This window comes from Gordonia amicalis, assembly GCF_022059885.1.
Classification (GTDB): domain Bacteria; phylum Actinomycetota; class Actinomycetes; order Mycobacteriales; family Mycobacteriaceae; genus Gordonia; species Gordonia amicalis.
On the sequence record NZ_CP091855.1, the window covers coordinates 1,714,248 to 1,739,396 of the forward strand.

The following is a 25,149-nucleotide window of genomic DNA, read 5'->3' on the forward strand; positions in this document are numbered from 1 at the left end:
GGCCGGGGCGGGTGTGACTTGATTAGGACCCTGTCTGGCTGGTGGGCCGTGACTCTTCACTGTCCTGTCCACCCGCCCCGGTGAGGTCATCCAACACACGAGTGTGAAGGAGACACCACCACGATGACCCCAACCATGATCGATACGCAAGTGGTGGTCCTGGGCGTGGATACCCATCAACGCACCCACCACGCCGCCATTGTCGCCGCCGACGGCCGCCCGCTGGCCGATCGGGAGTTCCCGACCACCACTGCCGGCTACACCGAGATGTGGCAGTGGGCCTGTGGTTTCGGCCGGATCGAGCACGCCGCGGTGGAGTCGAGCGCCTCCTACGGGGCCGGATTGACCCGCATGCTCACCGATCAGGGGGTCGCGGTGATCGAGGTCAACACCCCGGACCTACCGCGCCGTTACGCCCACGGGAAGACCGATCAACTCGACGCATATGCCGCGGCGATGGCGGTCATCACCGGCCGCGCCACCGCGGTCGCCAAAGACACCCGCGGCACGGTCGAATCGGTCCGAATGCTCACCGTGGCACGGACTTCGGCGGTGGAAGAGGCCACCCGGATCGGTAACCAGATCCGCGACCTGTGCACCACCGCACCAGTGGAGTTCGCCGACCAGGCCCGCCAGGCACGCACCATTGCTGCGCGGGCAGCGTTCATCGCGGGTCTACCGGTGCCGGCGGACAAGGGTGATCTGTCCGGGCCGGCCGCGGCGTTCGTGCGTGCCGCGCGTTCACTGCTCGAGCGTCACCGACTCGCCCGACGCGAGGTCGGTTCGTTGACCCGCGAACTCGAGAGGCTGTTGGCCACGGTGGTGCCGACCCTGTTGTCCCGACCGCAGATCGGACCGGTCACCGCCGCACGACTGGTGATCACCGCTGGTGACAACGTGGAGCGGATGCGCACCGAGGCGACGTTTGCCAAACTCGTCGGTGCCGCACCGCTACCGGCATCCTCGGGCAAGACCAGCCGTCACCGACTCAATCGGGGTGGAGACAGGCAAGCCAACAGTGCTCTGCACATGATCGCGGTCGGCCGGATGCAATCCCACGCACCCACCCGCGCCTACGTCGAGCGGCGTTCCGCGGAACACAAAACGAACAAAGACATCATCCGCTGTCTCAAGCGCTACATCGCCCGCGAAGTGTTCCGCGACCTCACCACCGACCTCGGAACCCTTGACAAGCTATAGGACCGTCTTGCGTGTCGGGCCTGTACTCCTAGGCGGAGCGGGCTTCGACGCGGCGCCTCGCTTCGCTCGGTGCCGGCTCAGCCGGCGGGGGTGGTGGAGGGGGCTTCGACGCGGCGCCTCGCTTCGCTCGGTGCCGGCTCAGCCGGCGGGGGTGGTGTCGGCGCTCTGGGCCTGCTCGTCACTCCCCGGTGCCTCGGCCTGCTTCGCGAGAGCCTGCGCCTTCACCAGCTTGAGCAGGTCGATGAGCGCGTCGATCGTCGCTGGGCACAGTGACCCCAGATCGATACCGGCCAGGTGGCTGCCGGTGACCTCGAGCATCTCGACATAGTTCTGCTGCTGTTTGACGCGCTCGAGATCCTCGTCGGGGTTGGAGAGGAAATAGGTGACGCTCACGTCGAACGCGCGTGAGATGGCCTCGACGGTGCGGAACGACGGAGTACGTGCTTTGCCGGTGCGGAGCTGCGAGATGTACGCGTCCGACAGTGAGTAACCCAACCGGTTCGCCTTCTCGGCGATCTTCTTGCCGGTGTAGCGGACCCCGTTCTCGTCACGGCTGTGCTCGAACAGGTAACCGATCTTGTCGGCGAAGCTCAGGTCGTCATCGGTCGACGCCCCTTGCGGAGATCGTCCGGGGTTCAACGGCGCCTTCTCTCGGATCATCCATCGTGGAGTCGATGATGAGAGGGACGTTACCCTACCCTTGGGTATGTTCTGGTGAGACCCTGAATCGCGTCTCACGATTTCGTATACGAACTCTGGCCCGACGACACGTGTCAGAGTTCGTCGGCCTCGCCGCCGTTGGTGCCGCGCGTGCGATTGTCCAGGTCACGGAGGAAATCGGGGTCGTCATCGGGGCCGACCGGCCCACGGGTGCGACGGCGGTGACCGCCGGAAGGGGAGGCCGTGCCGCCGTCGGATTGCGGTCCGAACGCCCGCCACATCAGGAAACCGATGGCGAGCAAACCGAGAACGGCGAACAGATATGTCATGACAACCTCCCGTCACCAGCGTACGTCAGTTCGCGCGGCGGCCGGTGAGGGTCGCTCGTTGGGTTGACCACCGGGTGGGCAGGGACTGTGGCGCCGGCCCGGACTAGTGGGTGCGACGATTGAGCAGCGCCACCACGTCCTCTTCGCGGAAGCGTCGGTGGCCGCCCGGGGTGCGGATGGAGCCGAGGATGCCCGAGCTGGCCCAGCGTGCGACTGTCTTGGGATTGACGTTGAACATCGCGGCCACCTGACCCGGGGTCAGGGTGTGCTGGCTGGCGAGTCCCGGGGTGATGTAGGTGGACGCGGTTGTTTCGATGCTGGTCACGTTTCCCCCTGAAACGATGGTGCCCTGTCGGTGCGCCGCGGTTTGGCGAATCGGCCCGGCACTTGATGGACGCGTACTCCATGAATACACGCAAATCGCCCAGGTACTCGAACCGTCAGTGGCAGGTAAAGAGCGGGCAAAGGCCCACGACCTGCAGGTCATCAGAGGGCGACAAGTATCCTGTGGGGGTGAGTGAAGCGCAAGACCCTGCCCCCGATACCCCTCAGCCAAGCGGTCGTCCCGCCACCCTGGCGCTTGCCCTGTTCGGCTACACCGTCGCGCGCATGTTGCTCGTCGTCGTGATCGCGGCCGTCATCCTCTTCGGCGGAAAGCTCGTGGGCGTCGATGTGCCGTTCCTCGTCGCCGCCGTCTTCGGCGTGCTGATCGCGCTCCCGCTGGGCATGTACCTGTTCAAGTCGCTCCGCCTGAAGGTCAACAGCGAGATCTCGGCGATCGAGGCCGATCGTCGGGCACGCCACGACGACCTCCAGTCGCGGCTGCGCGGGGACAAGTGAGGTCGCCGGCCAAAGGGACGCTCGCGTGAGGCCGACGCGGGTCGTCGACCATCGGGAAGACCGCGACTGGGCGCAGAACGCGGTGCGGCTCATCGAGGCCGACGCCCGCCGAAGTGCCGACACGCACCTGCTGCGGGTCCCACTGCCGGCGTGGTCACGATGGTCCGGACCCGACGGTGAGGCCGGCGTCGACCTGTACCTGAAGGACGAGTCGACGCATCCGACCGGATCGCTCAAGCACCGCCTGGCGCGGTCGCTGTTCCTCTACGCGATCTGCAACGGCTGGGTCACCGAGGGCACGCCCGTGATCGAGGCGTCGTCGGGCTCGACGGCGGTGAGCGAGGCCTACTTCGCGGAGCTGATCGGGGTGCCGTTCATCGCGGTGATGACGTCGAGTACGTCGCCGGCGAAGACCGCGCTGATCGAACGACACGGTGGCCGATGCCATTTCGTCGAGCGCCCGGGTGAGGTCTACACCGAGGCGTTGCGTCTCGAGCGCGAGCTGGGCGGACACTTCATCGACCAGTTCACGATGGCCGAACGTGCCACCGACTGGCGTGGGAACAACAACATCGCCGAGTCGATCTTCGCGCAGATGGCCGACGAGGAGCACCCCATCCCGACCTGGATCGTCGTGGGTGCCGGTACCGGCGGCACGTCGGCGACGCTCGGACGCTACGTGCGGTACCGGCGGCACGACACCTGGCTCGCGGTTGTCGACCCGGAGAACTCGGTGTTTCTGCCGGCGTACGAGACCGGCGACGGAACGCTGACCGGCGAGGTGGGTTCGCGGATCGAGGGGATCGGCCGTCCGCGTGTCGAGCCGTCGTTCATCTCGCAGGTGATCGACCGGATGATCGGTGTCCCCGACGAGGCCTCCATCGCCACCGCGCACCGGGTGTCGGACATGCTGGGTCGCCGCGTCGGCGGATCCACCGGCACCAACATGTGGGGTGCGTTCTCGCTTGTCGCGGAGATGGCCGCCGAACGCCGGGCGGGCAGCGTCGTGACACTGCTGTGCGATCCGGGTGACCGCTACGCCAACACCTACTTCGACGAGAACTGGCTCGCCGCACAGTCTTTCGATCTCGACCCGGCGAACGCGATCCTCGACGAGTTCTTCGCGACCGGTCGCTGGACGGCCTGATCCTTAGGCCGTACTAACTCGGTGGGCTACCATCCGGGGGTGCCGACCGAAACCGTGCGTCCACTCGTCGAGGCCGTCGACCTGGTGCGTGAGTACCAGATGGGTGAGGAACGTGTCCGCGCCCTCGACGGACTGAATCTGAACATCGACGGAGGGCAGTTCGCGTCCATCGTCGGCCCCTCCGGCGCGGGCAAGTCCACGCTGCTGCACATCCTCGGCGCTCTCGACACGCCGACATCGGGCCGGATTTCCATCGACGGAGTCGATCTCGTCTCACTCGACGACACCGCCGCGTCGGCCTTCCGGCGTCATCGCGTCGGATTCGTCTTCCAGTTCTTCAATCTCGTCCCGACCATGTCGGCGTGGGAGAACGTCGCGCTGCCGCGACTGCTCGACAACCAGTCGCTGCGCAAGGCGAAGCCGCGCGCCGTCGAACTCCTCGAGCAGGTCGGACTCGGCGACCGGGTCGACCATCGGCCGTCGGAGTTGTCGGGCGGACAGATGCAGCGCGTCGCCACCGCGCGGTCGCTCATCATGGACCCGACGATCCTGCTCGCCGACGAACCCACCGGAAACCTCGACTCCAAGACCGGGGAATCGGTGCTGCAGTTGCTCGCCGACGTCGCGCACGCCGCGCCGGACCGCCTGGTGGTCATGGTGACCCATGACCCGAAGGCGGCCGCGTTCGCCGACACCACGATCACGGTGCGCGACGGAAAGATCGCGGAGTGAGCGACACCCCGCCGGTTGGGCAGCCGCGGCGTGTCGAAGCCCTTCTCGCCGGCTTCACCCGTATCCGCTTGCTCAACATTCGGGAGATCCGCACCCACCGGCTGCGGTTGTTCACCTCGCTCGCGGTGGTGATCGTCTCGTCGGCCCTGCTCGTAGCGGTCCTGGGGACCTTCGGTTCGACGTCGGAGTCGGTGCGCGCGTTCAACAATGCGATCTCCGGTTCGGCCGATCTCGAGGTCGCCGCGATCGCCGACAGCGGCGTCGACCAGTCGCTGGCCGGTCAGATCCGCCGCGAGGTCGACGGTGCGAAGGCCGTCGTCCCGATGATCCGCGGGTCGGTCGTGGTCGATGATTCGTCGATACCGCTCATCGGCTCGGATCAGCGGGTGACCTCGCTGTCGGGGAGTCTGCGTTCCGCCGTCCAACAGGAGAACTCCGGCACGATCGACTTCGACCGGCTGCGATCCGGGGTGTTCGTCGGACCGGGACTCGGTCTCGAGGCCGGTCAGAAGCTGACCGTCAACGGCGTCGACGTCGAGGTCCTGGAAGTAATCGACAACGAGCAGGCGGCCGGACTCAACAACGGCCGCTTCATGTTCGCCTACCTCGACCTCGCGCAGCGACTCGTCGGTCTGGAGGGTCGGCTCGATTCGATCCTCATCGTCACCGAGCCGGGGATCGACGTCGGATCGGTGCGATCGCAGGTCGAGGAGATCGTCGGCGGCCGCGCGGTGGTGGTCGATCCGGACTTCCGCGCCAAGCAGGCCGAGGTCGCCAGCTCGGTGACGCGCGATGCGACTCTCCTGGTCTCGCTGGTCTCGCTGGTGATCGCCGCGTTCCTGGTCTTCAACACGATGAACATGGCGGTGGCGTCGCGGCGCGGTTCGCTGGCGATGATCCGGGCATTGGGCGCCAAGCGATCCCACCTGGTCGGCGACATGCTGGGCGAGGCCGCGCTGATGGGTCTGGTCGGCGGCGTCGTCGGTGTCCCGTTCGGAATCCTCGCCGGCCGCGCCGTGATCGCGAGCCTGCCCGATCCGCCGCCCGACACCGTGGGCACGGTCATCAACTATCACCTGCCGTCGTATGCGCCGGTGGTCGCGGTCCTCGCGTGTGTGATCGCCTGTGTCGCAGCCACATCGCTGGCGGCGCGGTCGGTGTTCGCGGTGTCGCCGGTGGAGGCGATGGCGCCCGTCGAGGTGTCCGACGCGTCGAAGCGTCGCGGGCCGGTGGTCGTGATCACCGCGATCCTGGGTGTTGCGGGGGTGATCGCGTCCTGGGTCATCGTGGCGACGGTGCCCGGCCGGCCCGCGATCCTCGCCGGCGTCGTGTTTCTCGTCGGCTCACTGCTCGTGTGCTTCGCGCTGTCGAATCCGTTGACGTGGCTCGTGGTTCGAGTCGCACGCTGGTTCCGCGGGCCGGGGCAGCTGGCATCGGTGAACACCGAACGCGCGCCGCGTCGTGCGTGGGCGACGCTGATGACGGTCGCGGTGGCGATCGCGGTGGGTATGGGAATATCCGGCGCGCTGGACAACCTCGTGTCGTCGATGTCGAAATCGCTGGAAGGCCTGGGAGATCCGGACTTCTACGTCTCGTCCTCGTCGGCGGCGAGTCTGCCGCTCGGCCCGATCTTGCCTCCGTCGATCCGCGGCGAGGTCGCGAAAGTGCCGGGCGTCACCGAGGTCGTCGGTGGCCAGTGGGCGGCGGTCAACATCGGCGAGAGTCGCGCGAATGTGCAGGGGCTGGAGCCCGGGTCGCGGGCGCCGTTCATGCGGAAGGCGACGCCGGAGGCGGTGGCGCAGGTGCTCGCCGGTGACGGCATCCTGTTGTCGAATGTGCTTGCGCGCGTGCTCGATGTCGGTACCGGTGACACCGTGACGCTGGCGACGCCGACCGGGCCGCATGACGTGGTCGTCCGCGACACCGTCGACTACGTGTCCGTGGACTCCGGGGTGGCCGCCCTGTCGCAGCGACAGCTCGGGGAGTGGTTCGGTCGCGAAGGCGACACGTATCTGCAGGTGATCACCGCGCCCGACGCCGATCCGGAGCAGGTGCAGAAGTCCCTCGAGGCGCTCGTCGCCGATGTGCCGACGACCGGCAACAAACCGATCAGCGTCTACACCGGTGCCGAAGCGCTCGCCGCGACCCAGGCGACGGTCCAGCAGGCGGGTTCGTTCACGGTGGCCATCCAGTGGATCGTGGCCGGTGCCGCGGCCATCGCGTTGCTGAACACGCTGCTGCTGTCGGTCATCGAGCGTCGTCGTGAACTCGGGGTGCTGCGCGCGATGGGTGCATCCCGGAAGTTCATCTCACGCATGGTGCTCGCCGAGGCCGCCGCGGTCGCGGTGGTGGGCGCGCTGGTCGGCGTGATCCTCGGTGCGATGATGCACCTGCTGAGCGACCGAATCCTCAGCGTGACAACATCGTTGACCGTGATCTACTCGCCGCGTCCGTCGGCGGCGTTGTTCGTCGGGATCGCGGTGGCGTTGTGCCTGGTGGGTGCGTTCCTGCCGGCAGTGCGTGCGGCGCGGATGAACATCAGCGAGTCGATTCTGAACGAGTAGCGGCGGTACCCCTCCCGATTTCTCGAGGCAGTTTGATCCGGCAGGCGGATCAAACTGCCTCAATGTTTCGGGGGGGGTGACACCCGCATCGCGTCAACAATTCTTGACGAATAGCACGGTGTCAACATAACCTGACACCATGCACGACGACCAGAAGACCGAGACGCCGGACCGCGCCCAGGGCGCTGACCTCGCAGGAGATGCCGCGAGCAGCGACCCGGCGAAGGGCCTGGCGGCGGTGCGGGCCCTGCGCACGCTGGCCGACCGGCTCGAAGAAGTGCAGGTCGCCAATGCTCGCGCCAACGGCTGGAGCTGGCAGTCGATCGCAGAAGTACTGCAGATCAGCCGGCAGGCCGTGCATCAGAAGCACTCGCAACGTGAGGTCCGCGAGAACGGGCCTGAAGGAGAGAACAATGTTCGAACGAATCACTCGTGACGACAAGATGCTGCTGGCTTTCGCCACGCAGGAGGCCGCCGACCTCGGACATCGGCGGCTGGGCAACGACCATCTGATGCTGGGCATGCTCTGCAATGCCCGGAGTCCGCTGTTCACCATCCTGGCCGATCAGGGACTCACCCTGGCATCGGCGCGGGAGGTGGTGCGCAAGTATCACGACGAGCACGCCGACACGACGGACGCCGACGAGGAGTCGGCCCGTCAACGGTATGAGGAAGACCGAGAAGCCCTGCGCAGCATCGGGATCGACCTCGACAAGGTACGCGAGGCGGTCCGCGGACGCTTCGGTGAGGACGTGTCCGAGGGCTGGGGTGACCGCCCCGGACGCAGCGCCGGTCGCAAGGGGCGTCCCGACGGAGGTCGTGGACGGGGCCGAGGACATGGCCGCCGGCACGGACACGGTCATGGTCATGGTCCGCACCGTGCTCGAGGACCCCGCCCCGATTGCGGCCCAGAAGGTTTCGGCCCAGAAGGTTTCGGTGGTTTCGGACCCGAGGGTCCGGGTGGATTCGGACCCGGCGGCTTCGGTCCGGGTCCGTTCGGAACCGGCGGACCGTTCGCCGGTGACGAGGGCCCCTGGGAGCCCGGTCGTGGACGCCGCGGACCGCGCGGACGGGGTAGCCGCCCGCGGTTCGCCTCGGAAACCCGCGCGGTGTTCTCCCGGGCGGTCGAGATCGCCCGCGAACGCGGAGACCGTCACCTCCGCGGCGAGTACCTGCTGCTCGGCATCATCGACACCGCCGACGACGCGTCGCGGGCGCTGATCGAATCGGCTACCACCGCAGACGAACTCAAGGCCGCCGTGTGGGCGAGCCTGCCCGAGGTCGACGCCGAGGTCTGAGCCCCGGACACGAAACACCATGACGACAAAGCCCGCCTCTGAGAACAGAATTCGGGGGCGGGCCCTGTCGCGAGGATCGTCAGGTCAGCGCCAACGCCACCGCGGTGACGACGGCCCAGCCGAGCATCGCCTTGCCGGTGGTCCCGATCGACGGGATGAGTCCCGGGCCCTGTGCGCCGGTGCGGACCGGCTTGTACGCCTGCCACAGCAGCGGGAACGTCAGCAGTCCGACGAGCGCCCACGGGGTCGCGAAGGCCAGCGCCGCGCTCATCATGAGCGGGGTCAGCAGCAGTACGGCGAACAGGGTTCGGGTGCGGGCGTCGCCGAGTCGGACGGCGAGGGTGATCTTGCCGCTCTCGGTGTCGGTGGGGATGTCGCGCAGGTTGTTGACGACCAGCACGCTGCTGGAGACCGCGCCGACGCCCACTGCGCAGGCCAGGCCGACGAGGTCGACCCGGTCCGACGTCACGAACTGCGTTCCGAGGACCGCGACCAGGCCGAAGAACACGAACACCGCGACCTCGCCCCAGCCGGCGTAACCGTAGGGTCGTTTGCCGCCGGTGTAGAACCAGGCACCCGCGATGCAGACCGCGCCCACCACGACCAGCCACCAGGCCGTCGCGATCGCCAGCACGAGACCGCACACCGCGCCGATACCGAAGCAGATGAACGCCGCCGCCTTCACCGAACCCGGTGACGCCAGACCCGCGCCGACGAGGCGCAACGGACCGACACGGTCGTCGTCGGTGCCGCGCACGCCGTCGGAGTAGTCGTTCGCGAAATTGACGCCGATGATGAACGCCACCGCCACGACCAGCGCGAGTACGGCCTTCCACCACGAGATCCCGCCCCACCCCGAGGTGCCGTGCAGCGCCGCTCCGACACCGGCGACCACTGGGGCCACGGCGTTGGGGAGAGTCCGGGGGCGTGCGCCCTGAATCCACTGCGATGCGGTTGCCACGGATCGATCCTGCCACGACCCCGGATGTCCGCCGCCAGGTGTCGCGGATCGTTGCACCGTCCGCCACGACACGCGACATCTGGATTCGGCCGCACGCGGCCGGAACCGCATCGACCCGCGGATACGTCTGAAGAGGGTGCAGACTCCACCGAAACTGCGGGCCGTCGCCCTCGAACACGACGGTGTTGTCACCGCTGCCGAAGCACGTGAGCACGGATTGGATCGCTCGGCGGTGCACCGCCGGGTGGCCATCGGCGATTGGGTGCGTGTGGGGCCTCGGCTGTATCGGCTCGCGGACCATCCCGTCACCGATCGGACCACCACACGGATCGCGACGCTGTCGGTAGGTCCCTCCGCGATCCTGTCGGGATCGGCGGCAGCCTGGTGGCACGGCATCGTCGACGACCGGCCCGGGACGATCACCGTCACCGCTCCCCGCGGGCGGCACGGTCCGCCGGTGAAGGGAGTGCGGATTCTCAACCGGTCCCTCGACGACGCGGATGTCCTCATCCGCCGTGACCTGCGGGTCACCGGGGTCGCGCTGTCGGCGCTCGAAGGGGCCGTCGAACTCGGTGCCGAGGTCATCGACTCGGCGCTGCAACAGCGTCGGATCACCGTCGAACGTCTGGAGGAGGCCTACGGGCGTCGACACCGCTGTGTCGGAGCGGCCGAGATGGGCCCGATGGTGGCACTGCTGGAGTCCGGGGCGCGGTCGGCTGCAGAAAGATTCGCGGTGGCGATCCTCGACGCGGCGGGGATCGATGGTTGGGTCGCGAACCATCCCAGTTGTGGGTACGAGATCGATCTCGCGTTCGTCGCCCACATGCTGGCGGTGGAGATCGACGGTTTCGCATTCCATCGCGACGCCGGCACGTTCCAGCGTGACCGGACCCGCCGGAATGCCCTGATCGCGGCCGGCTGGACCGTTCTCAACTTCACCTGGGCCGATCTGACGGAACGGGCCGACCACGTCGCGTCGTCGATCCGTCAGGCGCTGAGCGTCGCGGCCTGACTGCAGATGTCGCGAATCGTGTTGCAGCCCGCCACCATACGCGACACCTACGGCGAGAAACGACGCCGTAGCGCGCGCCGGTCGGGTTTGCCCGGTCCGCGCAGCGGCAGCTCGTCGACCTCGATGACCTCCCGCGGCGCCGCGTACCGGCCGAGTCGCTCGGCGACCGACCCGCGAATCCGGTTGACGTCGACCGGATCTCCGCGTCGTGCGACGACCACCGCGACGACCTTCTCGCCGAGACGGTCGTCGGGGAGTCCGACGACCACGCATTCGGCGACCGTCGGGTCCTCGGCGATCACCGCCTCGACGACCTGCGGCACCACGGTGAGTCCGCCGGTGAGGATCGCCTCGTCGGCACGCCCGACGATCGACAGGACACCGTCGTCGAGGCGTCCGAGGTCATCGGTGCGGAACCAGCCGGCCTCGGCGAAAGCGGGATGATCCGGCAGGTTGCGGTAGCCGTGCGCCACCATCGGACCACCGAGGACGACGCGCCCCACACCGTCCGGCGACGGCTCATCGATGCGGATCACCACGCCGTCGAGCGGGACGCCGTCGTAGACGCAACCACCGGCGGTCTCACTCATCCCGTAGGTGCGGACGATGGGGAGTCCCGCGTCGACGGCGCGGCGCAACAGGGGAGCGGGGGTCGCCGCACCGCCGACGAGCAACCCGTCGGCGGAGCGGAGCGCGGCGGTGGCACGCGGCGAGTCGAGGACCTTGATCAGCTGCGTCGGCACGAGTGACGTGTAGCGGCGCGGCCCGTCGAGCCGGTCCAGAGCTTCGGCGAAACCCTCGGCGTCGAAGCCCGCGGTCAGGTCGAGCACGGTGGGTGTGAATCCGGAGGCGAAGGCGCGCAACAGGACCTGCAGCCCCGCGATGTGATGCGGGGCGAGGGCGAGGAGCCAGTTGCCCGGGCCACCGAGGCGATCCGCGGTCGCCCGCGCCGATGCGGACAGCGTCGCCGGGGTGTGCTGCGCCCCCTTGGGGACACCGGTCGAACCCGAGGTGGAGACCACCAGCGAGACCTCGTCGGCGATCGGCTCACCGACGGCGAGGGCGGCCCGGAGAAGCGCTGTCTCCCGGGCGTCGTCGGAGGTGGGCACGATCGCGGTCGAACCGTCGAGCACGGCGAGCAGCTCATCGCGCCGGGCGACGACCTCTGGTCGAGCGGGAAGATGAAGGGTACGAAGGGTTTTCAGGACAGGTTCCGGTTCGGGTCGGTGCTGTCCGCGTCGGGTCCGTCGAACGGCCAACCGGACGACTCCAGGTGACGGCGGACGCGGGCGATGTCGTCCTCGTGCGCGAGTTCGTGGGTGACCTTCGTGATCGCGACCGCGGCGTCGATCCTGGAGATCGGCTCGGGCGGCGGCGACTGCCGGACCAGCCGCGACGACACTTCCTGCACCTCGTCCTCGCTGAGCTGACGCCGCAGGAGAGCGACGCGGGGGATGTAGTCGCCTTGCGGCACACCGTCGGGGTAACCGGCACGCAGCCATTCGATGATGCGGTAGAGCAACTGTGGGTGGTCCACGCTCGTCACCCCCTTTCCTCCGACGGGACTCGGCTGGGTCCTCTCGATGCGGCGATGCCGCTGGGTCCTCTCGATGCGGCGACGCGAGCGCGGCCGCTCAGCGCGATTGTAGGTTTCGGCCCGGACCCCGGCAGTCCTCGGCGCGTGCGGGTCGCCGGGTTCACGTTCGGCTGGACACCAACGGCCAGCCGAACGCGGCCAGACGCCCCGCGACCTGGTTGATCTCCTCCGGGGTCGGCGGTTCGTTGGTGACCCGGGTGATGGCGTCGCTGATCTGCTGCTCGGTCACCGGCTCCCGGGGTCCGTACTCCTTGACGAGCCGGAACGCCACCGCGGTGACCTCCTCATCGGTCAGAACACGCGTGAGGAGCGCCATCAGCGGCGGGAAGTCGGTGCGCGAGACACCTTGGGGATAGCCCTTGCGAATCCAGTTGATCACGGATTCGAAGAGGGGGATCTCAGTGCTCATGGTTGATCGCGTCTCCGGCTCGTGCACATCTGTGGTCACCGTTTACCCAGGTGGGCATCACTTGTAACCAAATGGGAAGAGCTTGATTCCGGTGTGGAAGTAGATGGTCTGACGGGTGATCCACAACAGTGCGGTGAGGATGACCAGTAGGACGACGGCGAAGATCGGGTAGCTGAGCACGCGCAACGCCGGCCTGCCCCTGACGAGCGAGCCGTCGACGACCTCGTCGGAACCCTGCTCGTGACATCGCAGGCCGAACGCGAACAGTGCGGGCAGACCGGCGCCGAAGAGCAGGCCGATGATCAGCACCTTGCCGATCGCCTCGACGATGTCCATCTCCGCTGGGTCCTTTCGTGTGTTCGCGCGTGGTCGTTGTGATGCCGGCGGTCAGGCCGAGCGCGCAGGGGTGTCGGGGGTGGTTCCGGGATCGGTCGACAGGTCCGCGGGCAGCACCGATCCGGTGGTCTCGTCCCAGTCGTCGTTGACGTTGCCGGCGTCGACCTTGTTCTGCTGGGCGCGCCAGTACATGTAGGCCGAGCCGGCGATGAGCAGACCGAAGATCGCCACCGCTCCCGCCACGTCGCCGAGCAGGTGAGCGATGTTAGAACGACGCCGCGCCGACGAGCCCCGCCGCCGGCAGGGTGGTGAGCCACGCCACGGCCATCCGGCCGGCGACGCTCCAGCGGACCTGCGCACCGCGCTTGCCGATACCGGAGCCGAGGATCGAACCGGTGGCCACCTGTGTGGTGGACAGCGCCATCCCGGCCGCGCTGGAGGTCAGGATGATCGCGGCCGACGAGGCCTCGGCGGCCATGCCCTGCGGGGAGCTGATCTCCACCAGGCCTTTTCCGAGGGTCCGGATGATGCGCCAGCCACCGAGGTAGGTTCCGATCGCGATGGCGGCGGCGCAACTCGCCACGACCCAGAGCGGCAGGCCGTGACTCACGGTCGAGGCGTCGAGGTGTCCGGTGACGATCAGCGCCATCGCGATCACACCCATGGTCTTTTGTGCGTCTCCGGTGCCGTGGGCGAGGGAGACCAGTGAGGCGCTGGCGATCTGGCCGTACAGGAAGCCCTGTTCCTTGCGGCTCTCCGCGAGACGACGCGTGATGGTGAAGACGAGCCAGGTCCCGCACGCGGCGACGACACAGGCGATCACCGGGGCCAGCAGCGCGGGCACGATGATCTTGCCGAACACACCGTGCCAGTTCACGCCCGAGAGGCCGATGGCCGCGATCCCGGAACCGATGAGCCCGCCGAACAGCGCGTGCGAGGAACTCGACGGGAGGCCGAAGAGCCAGGTGAAGAGGTTCCAGAGGATGCCGCCGATGAGTCCGGCGAAGATGATCAACAGCGCGGTCGCGGGAGTGAGGCCGGTCACGATCTCGCCGGCGTCGGCGCCGGAGGTCTGCTGGATGTTCAGGACGTCTTTGGTGATGGTGGCGGCGACCTCGACCGAGAGGAAGGCGCCGACGAGATTGAGGACGGCGGAGAGCCCGACGGCTGTCTTGGGTTTCAGCGCACCGGTGGCGATCGAGGTTGCCATGGCGTTGCCGGTGTCGTGGAAACCGTTGGTGAAATCGAAGCCGAGGGCCGTGATCACCAACAGCACCAGGATCAGCATCTCGCCGCTCATGGTTTTCATGATGAGGGCTCGGCTCCGAATTTCCTAAACGTTCCGGCGCGGTTCGGCCGGTATTCGCTGTGTCGTCGGTGTGTCGGGCTAGGTCACCGCACTTCAGTGCAGGTGTGGTGGGTATCGCTCCGGGGAGCGATGGAACGTTCGGCTGATCATGGTCCAACGGGTGGTTGCTGTGGAAGAATCCGACGCCATGACATCGATGAAGCTGGGCATGCCGATCAACTACGCAGGCGCCTTCCGCGAGACCATCAACAACCTCGCCGACTTCGAGGCCGCGGGCGTGGAACGCATCGCGGTCCCGGAGGCCTACAGCTTCGACGCCGTCTCCCAGCTCGGTTACATCGCCGCGAAGACCGAGACGATGGAACTGCAGACCGCGATCCTGCCGATGTACTCGCGCACCCCCACCAATCTCGCGATGACCGCGGCCGGTCTCGACTACATCAGTGGCGGCCGTGCGGTACTCGGTATCGGCGCCTCCGGACCGCAGGTCATCGAGGGCTTCCACGGCGTGAAGTACGACTACCCGCTGGGCCGGGCCCGCGAGCACGCAGAGATCTGCCGCATGGTCTGGCGTCGCGAGAAGCTCGATTACCAGGGCAAGCACTACACGCTTCCGCTCGACGAGGAGCACGGCGGTTCCGGACTCGGCAAGTCGCTCAAGATCATCAACCATCCCGTCCGCGACAACATCCCGCTCCTGCTGGCCGCCATCGGCCCCAAGAACATCGAGCTGGCCGCGGAGATGTTCGACGAGCTGCAGCCGATCCTGTTCCACCCGGAGCACATCGACGCCGCGTTCGGTGAGTCGCTCGCCGCCGGCAGGGCCAAGCGCGACCCGTCTCTGGGCGACCTCGGCATCGTCGTCCAGGCCACCGCCCGGATCTCCGACGATCCGGAGCAGATCAACAACTCGAGGGAACTCGTCCGCCATCACGCCGCGCTGTACATCGGCGGCATGGGCGCGCGGGACAAGAACTTCTACAACCAGCTCGCCATCCGGTACGGCTATGCCGACGAGGCGAAGCTCATCCAGGACCTCTACCTCGACGGCAAGAAGGTCGAGGCGGCCGCGGCGGTCCCCGACGACCTGGTGAGCGCCATGTCGCTCATCGGGTCCAGGGCCCAGGTCGCCGAGCGCGTGGCCGCGTTCCGCGAGGCGGGCGTCACCTGCATCCTCGCCTCGCCGACCGCGCCGACCCACGCCGAGCGGGTCGCCGAGGTGGAGGCGTTGCGCGACATCTTCAACGGCTGATCGCAGGTTCCCTCGAGGGACTCAGTCACACCCGAGTACGGCGGCCTTTCCGAGGCCGCCGTACTGGTATGCGTACACCGCACCCCAGAGCACGGGGTTGGGGCTGTAGTCACGTGGTACCGCGTGCATGACGACGTCGCCGTCGAAGCACTGGCCGAAGATGAATCGGGCCCGCACCAGGTGATAGCTCCAGCTGACGACGATGACCTCGCGCCAGTCGTGGCGACGTGCCATCTCCTGGACGAACATCGCCTCGCCGCGGGTCGTGGAGGGATGGGGTTCGAAGCAGGTGACGGTGATGTCCGGGGTGCTCGCCGAGCACACGCGCGGCATCATCGAATCCTGCTCGGTGTAGGGACGATACGGGTCGGAGATCAGCACGTGGTCGGCATAACCCCTGCGTGCCAACTCGATTCCGTAGTCCTCGCGTCCGTCGTGTTCGCCGCCCAGTACGACGATGGCGTCGACCTCGCGCAGCGGATCATCGTGGGTCCGCGTGAACAGCTGGTAGCCGACGGTGCCGCCGACGACCGTGACGACGAGGAAGATGCAGAACAGTAGTCGGACAACACGTCTCACCGTGACACACGCGTCCTGACGGAGAGCGGCGCGGGATGTTCGGCCGGCCGGGTGTGCCGGACGAGGTCGTCGGCTCCGGAACTCTGTAGCGCCACGATGAGGAACACCAGCATCAGCGACAGGTCGGTCACCGAGACCGGGATGGACACGGTGCTGAAGTCGAGCTGCATACCCAGGACGAAGAAAGCGATGAAGCAACCGCCGTACAGGGCGATCTCGGACCGGGAGGACCGCAGGCAGCGGTAGGCGAGGTAGCAGGCGTAGATCATGATCGCGGTGAACACGATTCCGACGAGGAGTCCACCGCGATAGACCGACAGCAGCGGCGCGTTGGCCACGTAGTTGATGGTGAACGCCTTCTCCGGATCCTTGAATTCGGCGATGCCCCAACCGTGTCCGAACAACCAGTGCCCGCTCATCTTCTCGGGGAACTCGCGCAGCGCGTCGGTGCGTGCGGTCGACCCGGTGTCGCTCTCGCCGAAGGACGAGAAGATCCGGCGCCGCGACGCGGGGATCGCCGACAGCAGGGCCATCCCGCCCGCGAGTGTCCCGATGATCGCGGTGCGTCCGCGGGTCGACATGGTGTGGAAGGCGAGCATCAGGAGGAGCGCCAGGACGACGGAGAAGATCGCCGCGCGACTCAGGGTCATCGCGACGGCCGCGAACAGGAGCAGCGCGAGAACCCAGCGCCGGCGGCCCTCGAAGACCAGCAGGCTGATCATCAGGGCCGCCAGGAAGCCGATGCCCGCGGCGTTCGGGTCGATGTAGGTGCCCGACAACCGAGCCGTCACCGAGGCGCCGTCGAAGACGAACCGGCCCGCCGACGACGCGTCATATCCGAAGGGGGACAGCAGATCGAAGGTCCGTGCGGACTTGTCGATCGTCAGCATTGCGAGGCCCGTCGCCGCCGACACGACCGATGCCACGACGAAGACCCTGCCGAAGGTCCTCAGTTGATCGGCGCGCAGCCGCAACAGCGCGACGACGAGGAGGATCGCACCCGACCACTTCGCGTACTCGACGATGTCGTCGACCTTGTGCAGGGTGGCCACCACCGACAGGCCGGCGACGCCGACGAAGGCGATGAGTGCGTACTCGAGCGGCGTACAGCTCACCGTGTCGCGGGGGTGGAGAACGGTGGCGAGCAGCACGGCCATGGTGAGGGTGAAGATCAATGGCACGGGCGTACCGGGGACGTACCCGGCGGGAAGCACGGCGACGACGACGGCGAGTGCCCACCACAACCACGTCGGATGTTGCAGTCCCACATATGCTCCCGCGATCAACGCGATTCCCAGAAAGGCCGCGGTGACGACGGACTCGCCGGCGAGGAGGCAGCCGAAGGTGCCGACCGCCACCGCGGTCACGATCGCAAGTGAACGAACAATCCCCACCGGGGCATCATGACACGATCCGGCGGTGGGCATCGGGTGAGATCTCGACCGAAACGTAAGTGGGCCACGACGAGTCAGAGATCACAGCTCTCGAAGCGCGCGACCGGCCGACAGTGGTTAGAGTTGGCGCGTCGGGGAAAGGCACCAGGTTTCGAACAATCCGCCGTGGAAATGTTTCACAGACATTTCCACGGTTGATCACTCGATCCCTCGGTCTTGCTCCGCCATCGCCGGAAGGAGCAGGTCTCGTGCCATTCAACGAATATGTCCGCACCGCGGTCCGCTATTGGTGGGCCGTCGTGGCGAGCGTTCTCGTCGGCGGACTGGTCGGATTCGGCTACGGCATGTACTTCACGTCCGTCGACTACGTGTCGACGGCCCGCCTCTTCGTCACCGCCGAGGGCGGCACCTCGGTGGGCGAGTCGTACCAGAACAACCTCTTCGCCGAGGGGCGCGTCAACTCGTATGCCCAGATCGCGACCAGTGAGCAGGTGGCCACCCGCGCCTCCCAGGCGCTGGAGGGGGCCATCGGCCCCGCTGACCTGCAATCGCAGACGACGGCGCTACCCGTCGAGGACACCGTCATCCTCACCATCTCGGTATCGGGACCGAGTCCGCAACGGGCCCAGTCGTATGCGTCCGCCGTCGCCCAGCAGACCGTCGAGGTCGTGCAGGAACTCGAGACGTCACGACGCGGCGGGACCTCGGCGGCCTCCGCGGTCCTCTACGACGAACCGGGTCTGCCGGCACCCGCCGGGGCGCCCTGGATGCTCTGGACCGGGATCGGTGTCGGCGCCGGACTCGTCGTCGGTGTCGTGGTCGCGCTGCTGCTCGGGTGGCGGCGTCGCGGAACCGTCGTCGACGAGGCCACCGCCGTCGATTCGACCCACCATCCCGTACTCGCGGTGCTGTCGCCCCACCCGGTGTCAGTCGAGGCGATCGGTGGCGGCGAGTCCGTCGATCCCGACGCGGATGCCCTTCGCGGACTGCACAATCTGATCCGCTTCCTCGGTGGACGGCGCAACGAGCAGGACCGGGCACCGCGGGTGATCGGATTCACCGGCGTCGGGCCTGAGGCCCGGGCAGCCGACATCGCCGCCCGCTTCGCCTCGACCGTGGCCGCCACGGGGAACACCGTCCTGCTCGTCGACGGCGACCTGTCCGGCGGTGGCCTGACCGCGGGTGCCGAGATCTCCGCGGATCACGGACTGTCCACCGTGCTGACCGGGAGTGCCGGCAGCGTCGACCCGTACGTCCGCCACGGTGCGCTCACCATCCTCCCCGCCGGCCCGGTGCCGCCGGAATCCGGTGCCCTCGTGAGCAGTCCGGTCATGGGATCGGTGCTCGACGAACTGCGCGAGCGCTTCGACTACATCGTCATCGCCTGCCCGCCCATGAGGCCGGAGAAGCCGGGATCGACCCAGCGGGGTACGTCGTCGGATTCGATCGTGTACTCGGCTCTTGCCGACGCGATGGTCGTGGTGGTGCGAAGCGGCACGGCGACCCGAAAGGCGCTGAGCGACAGTGTCGCCGCCATCGAGCTCGTCGGATCGGTGATCGGTACGGTACTCGTCGGCGGCAAGCGGGGGCCGATGTCGTCGCCGGATTCGTCCGTCACGGAGTCCGGTGCCGACGAGCAACCGGTCGACGACGCGGTGTACGCCGACGATACTGTCCCCGACGAGAACATCGAGTCCGCTCCGGACAGCGCGACCGGGACGATCCGCGCCACGATCGGCCACTCCTCACCCAACGGTTCCGGCCCGGCCGCGGCGGCCGGTGTCCCGTCGGACGGGCGGGGTCGTTGACGCGGGCGTCGACCCGCGGGCGGTTCGCCGCCTCCCTGATGGCGACGGTGCTCGTGATGAGTGGCTGTGGCACAACAGTGTTCACCGATGGGCCCGAATCGGACCCGGCGGTCCCGCTCGTTCTCCAGCCACCGCCCGACCTGGTCACTCCCTACCCGGAACCGGTCGTCCGGGGTGCCGCCGACACCGGGCGACCCGGAGCGGTGCTCGAGGTCGAGGACCCGCCCCGCGGACCGATTCCGGTGATCACCGAACTCGGTGCGATCGTCAAACGGGTCGAGTACCGGTCGACGTCGGGTCTCGACCGGTCGCCGACGGTGGTCTCGGGGATCGTCGTGACCCCGAAGGGCGAACCGCCGCCCGGTGGCTGGACGACGATCGCCTTCGGGCACGGCACCACCGGTGTCCTCGACGACTGCGGTCCTTCGGAGTACGTCAACCTGATCGGCAGCGACGAGATCATCGCAGCACTGGTGCTCAACGGTTTCGCCGTCGCGATGAGCGACTACGAGGGCCTCGGCATGCGGGACGTCGATCACCCGTTCCTCGACGCGCGCACCTACGGCTACAACATGATCGACGCGGTGCGTGCCGCCCGTGCGGTCTTCCCCGGGCTGGGCGACACCTGGATCTCCTACGGCGTCTCGCTCGGTGGGATGGCGTCGTGGGCGGCGGGCGAACTCGCACCGACCTACGGCGGGGGACTCGACCTCCTGGGCACCGTGGCCCTGGTGCCGGTGTCGGACATGACCGGACTGGTCGAACGAGCCGAGAAGGGCACGCTCACCGCCGATCAGGTCCCGATGATGGCCTACCTGATCGATTCGCTCGCACGCGTGCTGCCCGACGAGTTCGACCGCGACGACTACCGCTCGGAGTTCCTGCGGAAGAACTGGTCCGAGGTACTCCGCTGCATCCCGATCGACGTCCAGCAGACCCAGCGGGTGCTGAACTCCATCGGCGTCGAGGATGTCGCACCGCACACCCCGGAGGCGGCGGCACGACTCCGCGACCACCTCGCCGCCACATCGCTCCCGGTGGGCAGGGCCACTGCGCCGATGCTCATCATGTACGGCACCGAGGACCCACTCATCGCCGCTCCGTGGACCGAGCGGGCGATCCGCCGGTCCTGCGCCGCCGGGTCGCCCATCCAGGCCATGCGCCGGATCGGGGAGACCCATGCCCAGCTCGACTCCGGACAATCGGTGGCCTGGATGAAGTCCCTGGAGTCCGGGTGGAAGCCGCCGCAGAACTGCGGGGACCGCCCATGAGGTCACCGTCGACCCGCCGACCGGCGGACTATCTGGCGATCGTGCGCCGCAACCTCGTCGTGCTCGTGGCGACGGTGATCGCGGCCGCTGCCGTCGGCGTCGGTGCGTACGCCCTGATGCCGAAAACCTATGAGGCGCACTCGAGCGCACTGATCATCGCGCCGGGGCCGGCCAGCGTCGGCGCCGAACGCGCCAGCGACCTCGCCGGTCAGCTGCGGTCGGCATCGTATGTGCAGCTCGCGGTGTCGGACCAGGTGCTGTCGCGGGTGGCCCGTGCGGACGACGCCGGGCTGCTCGGTGACGCCGTCACCCCGGACGGTCTCCGCGAGCGGCTGACCGTCGGCTCGCCTCTCGACAGTGCCGTCCTCGACGTCGTGGCCACCGGCCCGACGGCGGAGGCCGCCGCCCACCTCGCGAATTCGGTGGTCGACGTCCTCCGGGTGCTGGTGACCGAACTCGAGTGGAGCGACGGCCCGGTCGCGGGACCGCTGCACGAGATCGACGTGATCGACGTCGCCTCGGTGCCGGATGCACCTGTGCTGCCCGAGTTCTGGGGCACGATCACGACCGCTGTGCTCCTCGGCCTGCTAATGGGTCTGGTGCTCGTGATCGGCGTGGAGGTCGCGCGCGACCGGGTCGTGGATCCGCGGGAGGCGCGGGTCCCGCGTACGTCAGACGCCGCACATCGGGGTGCGCCTATCGTGGGCGCGATCGGAGGGGGAGCGTGATGGGGAGACGATCGAGCGGGCGCATCAGGATGACGTCGGTGCTGGTGGCCGCGGTGATTGCCGTCGCCGGCTGTTCATCCGACGCCGACGAACAGGCCACTCCGACGACCGGTGCGGGAGGCGTCGAGTATCGCGTCAACACCGACGGAGCTGGACCCGGCGCGTTGCGGGCAGCCGAGACGATGCCGTTGCTCGACCGCCGGGTGCGGGCGAATTCGCAACTGGCGCTGCGCGTCAAGTACGTGTCGACCGACGGCCGGACCGGCGAGGAGACCGAGACGTGGGGAGCGTTCTTCGCTCCCAAGGGTCCGGCGCCGGAAGGCGGCCGGCCGGTCATCGTCCTGCCGCACGGCACGAGCGGTGTACTCGGCGAATGCGGTGTCACGCTCAAGTCCGATCTGGGTGACCTGGCGGTCACCGCCGCGAGCTGGCTCCAGCTGGGCTACGTCGTCGTCGTCCCGGATTACCAGGGCCTCGGCGATCCGGACGAGCAGCGTCCGACCCATCCGTACCTCGATGCGCGCACCTCCGGCCGTAACGTGATCGATGCGGTCCGGGCGGCCCGATATCTCGTGCCGGAGACCGGGACCCGGTGGGGAGCCCTGGGTGGCTCACAGGGCGGGCAGGCGGCGTGGGCCGCCAACGCGCTGGCCGAGACGTACGGAAGTGAACTCGATCTCGTGGGTGTCGCCGCGCTGTCGCCGGCTGCCGACGTCTCCGGGCTCGCCGACCTCGCGGCCTCCGGCGCCATGACCGTCGAACAGTACGGGCTGTACAACTGGCTGCTGCTGGCACTGAACGCCGAGAACTCGGAGCTGGACCTGCGCCGGTTCGTCGGGCCCGAGGTCGTCGCGTCCTGGGATGAGTTGTCGCAGTGTTCGGCGTCCCGTGGGGCACAGCGAGCCGAGGTGCTCGAGTCGCTGAGCGCCGACGAATTCCGACCGACATCGCCCGAGGCCGTGACCGAGCTGCGGGAACTGTTGCGCGAACGCGCTGTTCCCGACCTGCCCGCAGCGGCGCCGACCATCGTGATCTACGGCGGCAAGGACGAACTGATCCGGTCGGAGTGGACCGCGGCGGCCGTGCGGCGCAGTTGCGCACGCGGCGACATCGTCCACACCCAGTTCCAACCCGCGGCCGACCACGGCGGCATCGACGGCCGCCAGGTGGTGGGCTGGCTGACCGCCCGATTCGACGACGAACCGAGCTACAACCGATGCGCAGAGATCGAGAGAGCCGGATGACCGAGAACCTGGAACGGCGGGGAATCCCCGCCGTTGATGTCCCCGCAACCGAGAAGACACCGAACGCCGGTCGGATCCGTGGCCTCGACGGCCCGCGCGGAATCGCGTGCTGGGCGGTGTTGATCGTCCATGTCGCCGTGCAGAATTCGCCGGACACGATGGCCAGTGGCGGACTCCAGCTGCTGGGTCAGGCCCTGATCTTCTTCTTCGCGCTGTCCGGCTTCCTGCTCTACCTCCCGTACGTGAAGGGCCTGGTGAGCGGCCGCGAGTCCCCGCCCGATGTCCGCTCCTACGCGACGCATCGTCTGCTGCGGGTGTTCCCCGCGTACCTGCTGATCTTCCTCATCACCAACTACGTTCTCCAGGCTTGCTTCGTCGTGAACGAGTTCGTCGTGAGTGAGACCGGCAAGGACACCGGGACGGGCATGATCACCGACCCGGTGATGCTCCTGACCAACCTGACCCTGACGCAGACCTACTTCCCGCAGTACCTGCAGACAGGCATCAGCCCATCGTGGTCGCTGACACTGGAATTCGGCTTCTACCTGTCGTTGCCGCTGTTCGGGATGGCCATGTGGTGGCTACGGCGGCGGTTCGGAACGCATGCCGCGATCCTCGTGGTGACACCACCGGTGATCCTGATCGTGGTCGGGACGATCGGCAAGATGGTCGCGAGCCGGGTCGCCGAGGCCCGGGGCATCACCGCGGTGACCGAGCAGAACTGGGGACCCAACGCCGTCGCCGTGATCCTGCGGAGCTTCTTCGCAGCCGCCGACAACTTCGCGTTCGGCATGCTCGCCGTCGCGGCGTTCGTCGCGGTCGGCACCGGCCACATCTCGGTTCGGGGCGCCCGGCGTCTGCGTATCGCGTCGGCGGTGGCGCTCGTACCGTCGATGCTGATCATGCTGGTGCTGATCGCGGCCGGCTCGTCGTATCAGTCGACCTTCACAGCGCTGTCCTCGGCGCTGCTCATCCTGATCATCGTGCTGCCGCTCGCCGCGGGACAGGAGGGCAGGCTCGCCACCGCGCTCGACTGGAAGCCGCTCGACTACAGCGGACGGATCTCGCTGAGCATCTACCTCTGGCATTTCCCGCTGATGATCGTGATCGGCAGACTCGGACTGCTGCAGGGTGATTCGGTGACGGGTCTCATCGTCAACGTCCTGCTCGTCGGATCGGTCAGCCTCGTGTTCGCGAGCATCACCTATCGATACATCGAGCAGCCCGCCATGGTGGTGGCCAGGAGGATGCGTCGGCGATGACCGGCTTCGTCCGCCGGCATCCCCTCCTCATCGCGGCACCGCTCGCGCTGGTGACGCACACGATCATGCTGGTCATGGTGATCTCGGGTGTCCGTCTCGTCAACGTAGTCCGGGACCCCGCGGACGGCCCGGTGCCGTTCGCGATCGTCGAGGGCCCCGGGAAGGTGGTGTCGGCCGAATACACCGGCTCGCTGCCGATCTCGGCACGTCTCGACGACGCCCGCGCGATCCGGGTGACCTATTGGTCCACGGATGCGAACTCGGGAGAACCCACCGTCGTCAGTGGACTGGTGGTCACCGGTCCGGAACCCGACGCCGGTCAGACGAGGCCGGTCGTGGCGTTCGCGCACGGCACCACCGGCATCGACGAGCCGTGCGCACCCTCCGTCGCCGCCGGGATGTACGGTCTCGGCGAACTCGCACACGGGCTCGTCAAGGCGGGTTTCGTGGTGGCACTGCCCGATTACCAGGGCCTCGGGAGTCCGGGAGTGCACCCGTATCTCGACGCCCGGACCGCGGGTATGAACGTGATCGATTCCGTCCGGGCGCTGCGGGCGGTGGTGCCCTACGCCTCCGAGGAGTGGGTCGCCTACGGCGGATCCCAGGGTGGCGGAGCCGTTCTGGCCGCCGCGATGGCGGCACCCGAGTACGGCCGAGGTCTGACGATGCTCGGTGCGGCCGCGATGGTCCCGGCCGCGGACATCGCCGATGTGGTCGAGAAGTCCCGGAACGGCACGATCACCGGTGACCAGCAGCTCATGCTGCAGTGGATCGTCGAGGCGTGGTCACGTCGCGACCCGGCGGTACGGCTCGACGACTACCGGCGAGGGGTGGCGACGTGGGACACGTTGTCCGCCTGTACGGGACCGGCAGTCGCCGGCCGGGCGCAGGCGGCCGAGTCGCTGGCGCCGCGCGACATCGGACCCGGCACGCCGGAGTCCGCGTACAGGTTGTCGGAGGTCCTCGCCGGATATGCCGTACCGGTGGCCCCGACACCGGTGCCGATGTACGTCCTCTACGGCGGCCGCGACACCTTCATCGATGCGGAGTGGACTGCGAGGTTCGTCGAACGCGCCTGTGCCGCCGGCAACTCGGTGACCGTCGACTACCAAGCCGACCGCGGGCACCCAGATGTGGACGCGGCCGCACTGCTGCCGTGGATCTCGGCCCGCTTCGCCGGGGAACCGGCATCGTCGACCTGCGCGGAGAGGTGAACG

Annotated in this window: 25 protein-coding genes and 1 pseudogene; 15 read left to right on the forward strand and 11 right to left on the reverse strand. The window is 68.0% G+C overall.

The features are described 5' to 3' along the window. The first annotated feature begins 123 nt into the window (after positions 1–123). Positions 124–1,200 carry an IS110 family RNA-guided transposase gene (locus IHQ52_RS07935; protein ID WP_238064149.1) on the forward strand — a complete coding sequence of 359 codons (1,077 nt, stop codon included), beginning with the start codon at positions 124–126 and terminating at the stop codon, positions 1,198–1,200. Positions 1,201–1,338: 138 nt separating this feature from the next. On the opposite strand, the gene IHQ52_RS07940 is transcribed toward IHQ52_RS07935, so the two are convergent. From IHQ52_RS07940 to IHQ52_RS07950, 3 genes are all read right to left on the reverse strand, one after another. After that, the gene (locus IHQ52_RS07940; RefSeq protein ID WP_006435231.1) at positions 1,339–1,839 is read right to left on the reverse strand and encodes a helix-turn-helix domain-containing protein; all 501 of its coding nucleotides are present in this window, start codon (positions 1,837–1,839) and stop codon (positions 1,339–1,341) included. Between the two features lie 134 nt (positions 1,840–1,973). Then, positions 1,974–2,189 carry a hypothetical protein gene (locus tag IHQ52_RS07945; RefSeq protein ID WP_006435232.1) on the reverse strand — a complete coding sequence of 72 codons (216 nt, stop codon included), beginning with the start codon at positions 2,187–2,189 and terminating at the stop codon, positions 1,974–1,976. Between the two features lie 103 nt (positions 2,190–2,292). Continuing rightward, positions 2,293–2,514, reverse strand: a complete 222-nt coding sequence (locus tag IHQ52_RS07950; RefSeq protein WP_006435233.1) for a BldC family transcriptional regulator — start codon at positions 2,512–2,514, stop codon at positions 2,293–2,295. 188 nt (positions 2,515–2,702) lie between these two features. On the opposite strand from IHQ52_RS07950, the gene IHQ52_RS07955 reads away from it, so the two are divergent. The 6 genes from IHQ52_RS07955 to IHQ52_RS07980 all read left to right on the forward strand — a co-directional run bounded on the left by IHQ52_RS07955 (position 2,703) and on the right by IHQ52_RS07980 (position 8,770). Continuing rightward, complete coding sequence (locus IHQ52_RS07955) at positions 2,703–3,029, forward strand: DUF4229 domain-containing protein (RefSeq protein WP_006435234.1); 327 nt, start codon at positions 2,703–2,705, stop codon at positions 3,027–3,029. Positions 3,030–3,054: 25 nt separating this feature from the next. After that, entirely contained in the window at positions 3,055–4,176 is a 1,122-nt protein-coding gene (gene cds1, locus IHQ52_RS07960; RefSeq protein WP_006435235.1) for an L-cysteine desulfhydrase Cds1, read from the forward strand. Between the two features lie 39 nt (positions 4,177–4,215). Beyond that, a complete protein-coding gene (locus IHQ52_RS07965; protein WP_024498675.1) occupies positions 4,216–4,908 on the forward strand; it encodes an ABC transporter ATP-binding protein in 693 nt (230 codons plus the stop codon). Continuing rightward, positions 4,905–7,472, forward strand: coding sequence for an ABC transporter permease (locus IHQ52_RS07970; protein ID WP_006435237.1), 2,568 nt, complete (start codon positions 4,905–4,907; stop codon positions 7,470–7,472). The genes IHQ52_RS07965 and IHQ52_RS07970 overlap by 4 nt, the downstream gene beginning before the upstream one ends. A gap of 139 nt (positions 7,473–7,611) precedes the next feature. After that, positions 7,612–7,908, forward strand: a complete 297-nt coding sequence (locus IHQ52_RS07975) for a hypothetical protein (RefSeq protein WP_006435238.1) — start codon at positions 7,612–7,614, stop codon at positions 7,906–7,908. Further along, positions 7,886–8,770, forward strand: coding sequence for a Clp protease N-terminal domain-containing protein (locus IHQ52_RS07980; protein WP_006435239.1), 885 nt, complete (start codon positions 7,886–7,888; stop codon positions 8,768–8,770). The genes IHQ52_RS07975 and IHQ52_RS07980 overlap by 23 nt, the downstream gene beginning before the upstream one ends. Positions 8,771–8,849: 79 nt before the next feature. Here IHQ52_RS07980 and IHQ52_RS07985 read toward each other — a convergent pair whose 3' ends face one another. Further along, positions 8,850–9,731: a 1,4-dihydroxy-2-naphthoate polyprenyltransferase gene (locus tag IHQ52_RS07985; protein ID WP_006435240.1), complete on the reverse strand. Its 882-nt coding sequence runs from the start codon at positions 9,729–9,731 to the stop codon at positions 8,850–8,852. Between the two features lie 136 nt (positions 9,732–9,867). Between IHQ52_RS07985 and IHQ52_RS07990 the strand changes: the two genes are divergently transcribed. Then, positions 9,868–10,743, forward strand: a complete 876-nt coding sequence (locus tag IHQ52_RS07990; RefSeq protein WP_006435241.1) for a type IV toxin-antitoxin system AbiEi family antitoxin domain-containing protein — start codon at positions 9,868–9,870, stop codon at positions 10,741–10,743. Between the two features lie 47 nt (positions 10,744–10,790). Here IHQ52_RS07990 and menE read toward each other — a convergent pair whose 3' ends face one another. From menE to IHQ52_RS08015, 5 genes and pseudogenes are all read right to left on the reverse strand, one after another. Then, positions 10,791–11,948, reverse strand: coding sequence for an o-succinylbenzoate--CoA ligase (menE, locus tag IHQ52_RS07995; protein ID WP_081598189.1), 1,158 nt, complete (start codon positions 11,946–11,948; stop codon positions 10,791–10,793). Next, on the reverse strand, positions 11,945–12,280 hold the full coding sequence (locus IHQ52_RS08000) for a DUF3349 domain-containing protein (protein ID WP_238064272.1): 336 nt from the start codon (positions 12,278–12,280) through the stop codon (positions 11,945–11,947). The genes menE and IHQ52_RS08000 overlap by 4 nt, the downstream gene beginning before the upstream one ends. Before the next feature lie 160 nt (positions 12,281–12,440). Further along, the gene (locus tag IHQ52_RS08005; protein ID WP_006435244.1) at positions 12,441–12,749 is read right to left on the reverse strand and encodes a DUF3349 domain-containing protein; all 309 of its coding nucleotides are present in this window, start codon (positions 12,747–12,749) and stop codon (positions 12,441–12,443) included. A gap of 57 nt (positions 12,750–12,806) precedes the next feature. Beyond that, positions 12,807–13,085 (reverse strand): hypothetical protein, encoded by a 279-nt coding sequence (locus IHQ52_RS08010; RefSeq protein WP_006435245.1) that lies wholly within the window; start codon positions 13,083–13,085, stop codon positions 12,807–12,809. A gap of 51 nt (positions 13,086–13,136) precedes the next feature. Beyond that, positions 13,137–14,385, reverse strand: a pseudogene (locus IHQ52_RS08015) (inorganic phosphate transporter). Positions 14,386–14,581: 196 nt separating this feature from the next. Between IHQ52_RS08015 and IHQ52_RS08020 the strand changes: the two are divergent. Next, on the forward strand, positions 14,582–15,646 hold the full coding sequence (locus IHQ52_RS08020) for an LLM class F420-dependent oxidoreductase (protein WP_024498670.1): 1,065 nt from the start codon (positions 14,582–14,584) through the stop codon (positions 15,644–15,646). 21 nt (positions 15,647–15,667) lie between these two features. Here IHQ52_RS08020 and IHQ52_RS08025 read toward each other — a convergent pair whose 3' ends face one another. Together IHQ52_RS08025 and IHQ52_RS08030 are read right to left on the reverse strand one after the other, a co-directional pair. Next, positions 15,668–16,225 carry a YdcF family protein gene (locus IHQ52_RS08025; protein WP_006435249.1) on the reverse strand — a complete coding sequence of 186 codons (558 nt, stop codon included), beginning with the start codon at positions 16,223–16,225 and terminating at the stop codon, positions 15,668–15,670. Beyond that, on the reverse strand, positions 16,222–17,592 hold the full coding sequence (locus IHQ52_RS08030; protein WP_238064150.1) for an O-antigen ligase family protein: 1,371 nt from the start codon (positions 17,590–17,592) through the stop codon (positions 16,222–16,224). The genes IHQ52_RS08025 and IHQ52_RS08030 overlap by 4 nt, the downstream gene beginning before the upstream one ends. Positions 17,593–17,867: 275 nt before the next feature. On the opposite strand from IHQ52_RS08030, the gene IHQ52_RS08035 reads away from it, so the two are divergent. The 6 genes from IHQ52_RS08035 to IHQ52_RS08060 are packed head-to-tail and all read left to right on the forward strand — an operon-like array spanning position 17,868 to position 25,146. Beyond that, the gene (locus tag IHQ52_RS08035; protein ID WP_006435251.1) at positions 17,868–19,427 is read left to right on the forward strand and encodes a tyrosine-protein kinase domain-containing protein; all 1,560 of its coding nucleotides are present in this window, start codon (positions 17,868–17,870) and stop codon (positions 19,425–19,427) included. Continuing rightward, positions 19,424–20,698, forward strand: a complete 1,275-nt coding sequence (locus IHQ52_RS08040; RefSeq protein ID WP_006435252.1) for an alpha/beta hydrolase — start codon at positions 19,424–19,426, stop codon at positions 20,696–20,698. The genes IHQ52_RS08035 and IHQ52_RS08040 overlap by 4 nt, the downstream gene beginning before the upstream one ends. After that, positions 20,695–21,426: a YveK family protein gene (locus IHQ52_RS08045; RefSeq protein ID WP_006435253.1), complete on the forward strand. Its 732-nt coding sequence runs from the start codon at positions 20,695–20,697 to the stop codon at positions 21,424–21,426. The genes IHQ52_RS08040 and IHQ52_RS08045 overlap by 4 nt, the downstream gene beginning before the upstream one ends. Positions 21,427–21,455: 29 nt before the next feature. Further along, positions 21,456–22,670: an alpha/beta fold hydrolase gene (locus IHQ52_RS08050; RefSeq protein ID WP_024498667.1), complete on the forward strand. Its 1,215-nt coding sequence runs from the start codon at positions 21,456–21,458 to the stop codon at positions 22,668–22,670. Then, positions 22,667–23,932 (forward strand): acyltransferase family protein, encoded by a 1,266-nt coding sequence (locus tag IHQ52_RS08055; RefSeq protein WP_006435255.1) that lies wholly within the window; start codon positions 22,667–22,669, stop codon positions 23,930–23,932. The genes IHQ52_RS08050 and IHQ52_RS08055 overlap by 4 nt, the downstream gene beginning before the upstream one ends. Beyond that, on the forward strand, positions 23,929–25,146 hold the full coding sequence (locus tag IHQ52_RS08060; RefSeq protein ID WP_006435256.1) for a lipase family protein: 1,218 nt from the start codon (positions 23,929–23,931) through the stop codon (positions 25,144–25,146). The genes IHQ52_RS08055 and IHQ52_RS08060 overlap by 4 nt, the downstream gene beginning before the upstream one ends. The last annotated feature ends 3 nt before the right edge of the window (positions 25,147–25,149 follow it).

Bases quoted from the DNA above. Each gene is read 5' to 3' on its own strand.
- IHQ52_RS07935 (WP_238064149.1), top strand. From the start codon at position 124: ATGACCCCAACCATGATCGATACGCAAGTGGTGGTCCTGGGCGTGGAT.
- IHQ52_RS07945 (WP_006435232.1), bottom strand. From the start codon at position 2,189: ATGACATATCTGTTCGCCGTTCTCGGTTTGCTCGCCATCGGTTTCCTG.
- IHQ52_RS07975 (WP_006435238.1), top strand. From the start codon at position 7,612: ATGCACGACGACCAGAAGACCGAGACGCCGGACCGCGCCCAGGGCGCT.
- IHQ52_RS07980 (WP_006435239.1), top strand. From the start codon at position 7,886: ATGTTCGAACGAATCACTCGTGACGACAAGATGCTGCTGGCTTTCGCC.
- IHQ52_RS08005 (WP_006435244.1), bottom strand. From the start codon at position 12,749: ATGAGCACTGAGATCCCCCTCTTCGAATCCGTGATCAACTGGATTCGC.
- IHQ52_RS08010 (WP_006435245.1), bottom strand. From the start codon at position 13,085: ATGGACATCGTCGAGGCGATCGGCAAGGTGCTGATCATCGGCCTGCTC.
- IHQ52_RS08020 (WP_024498670.1), top strand. From the start codon at position 14,582: ATGACATCGATGAAGCTGGGCATGCCGATCAACTACGCAGGCGCCTTC.
- IHQ52_RS08045 (WP_006435253.1), top strand. From the start codon at position 20,695: ATGAGGTCACCGTCGACCCGCCGACCGGCGGACTATCTGGCGATCGTG.
- IHQ52_RS08050 (WP_024498667.1), top strand. From the start codon at position 21,456: ATGACGTCGGTGCTGGTGGCCGCGGTGATTGCCGTCGCCGGCTGTTCA.
- IHQ52_RS08055 (WP_006435255.1), top strand. From the start codon at position 22,667: ATGACCGAGAACCTGGAACGGCGGGGAATCCCCGCCGTTGATGTCCCC.
- IHQ52_RS08060 (WP_006435256.1), top strand. From the start codon at position 23,929: ATGACCGGCTTCGTCCGCCGGCATCCCCTCCTCATCGCGGCACCGCTC.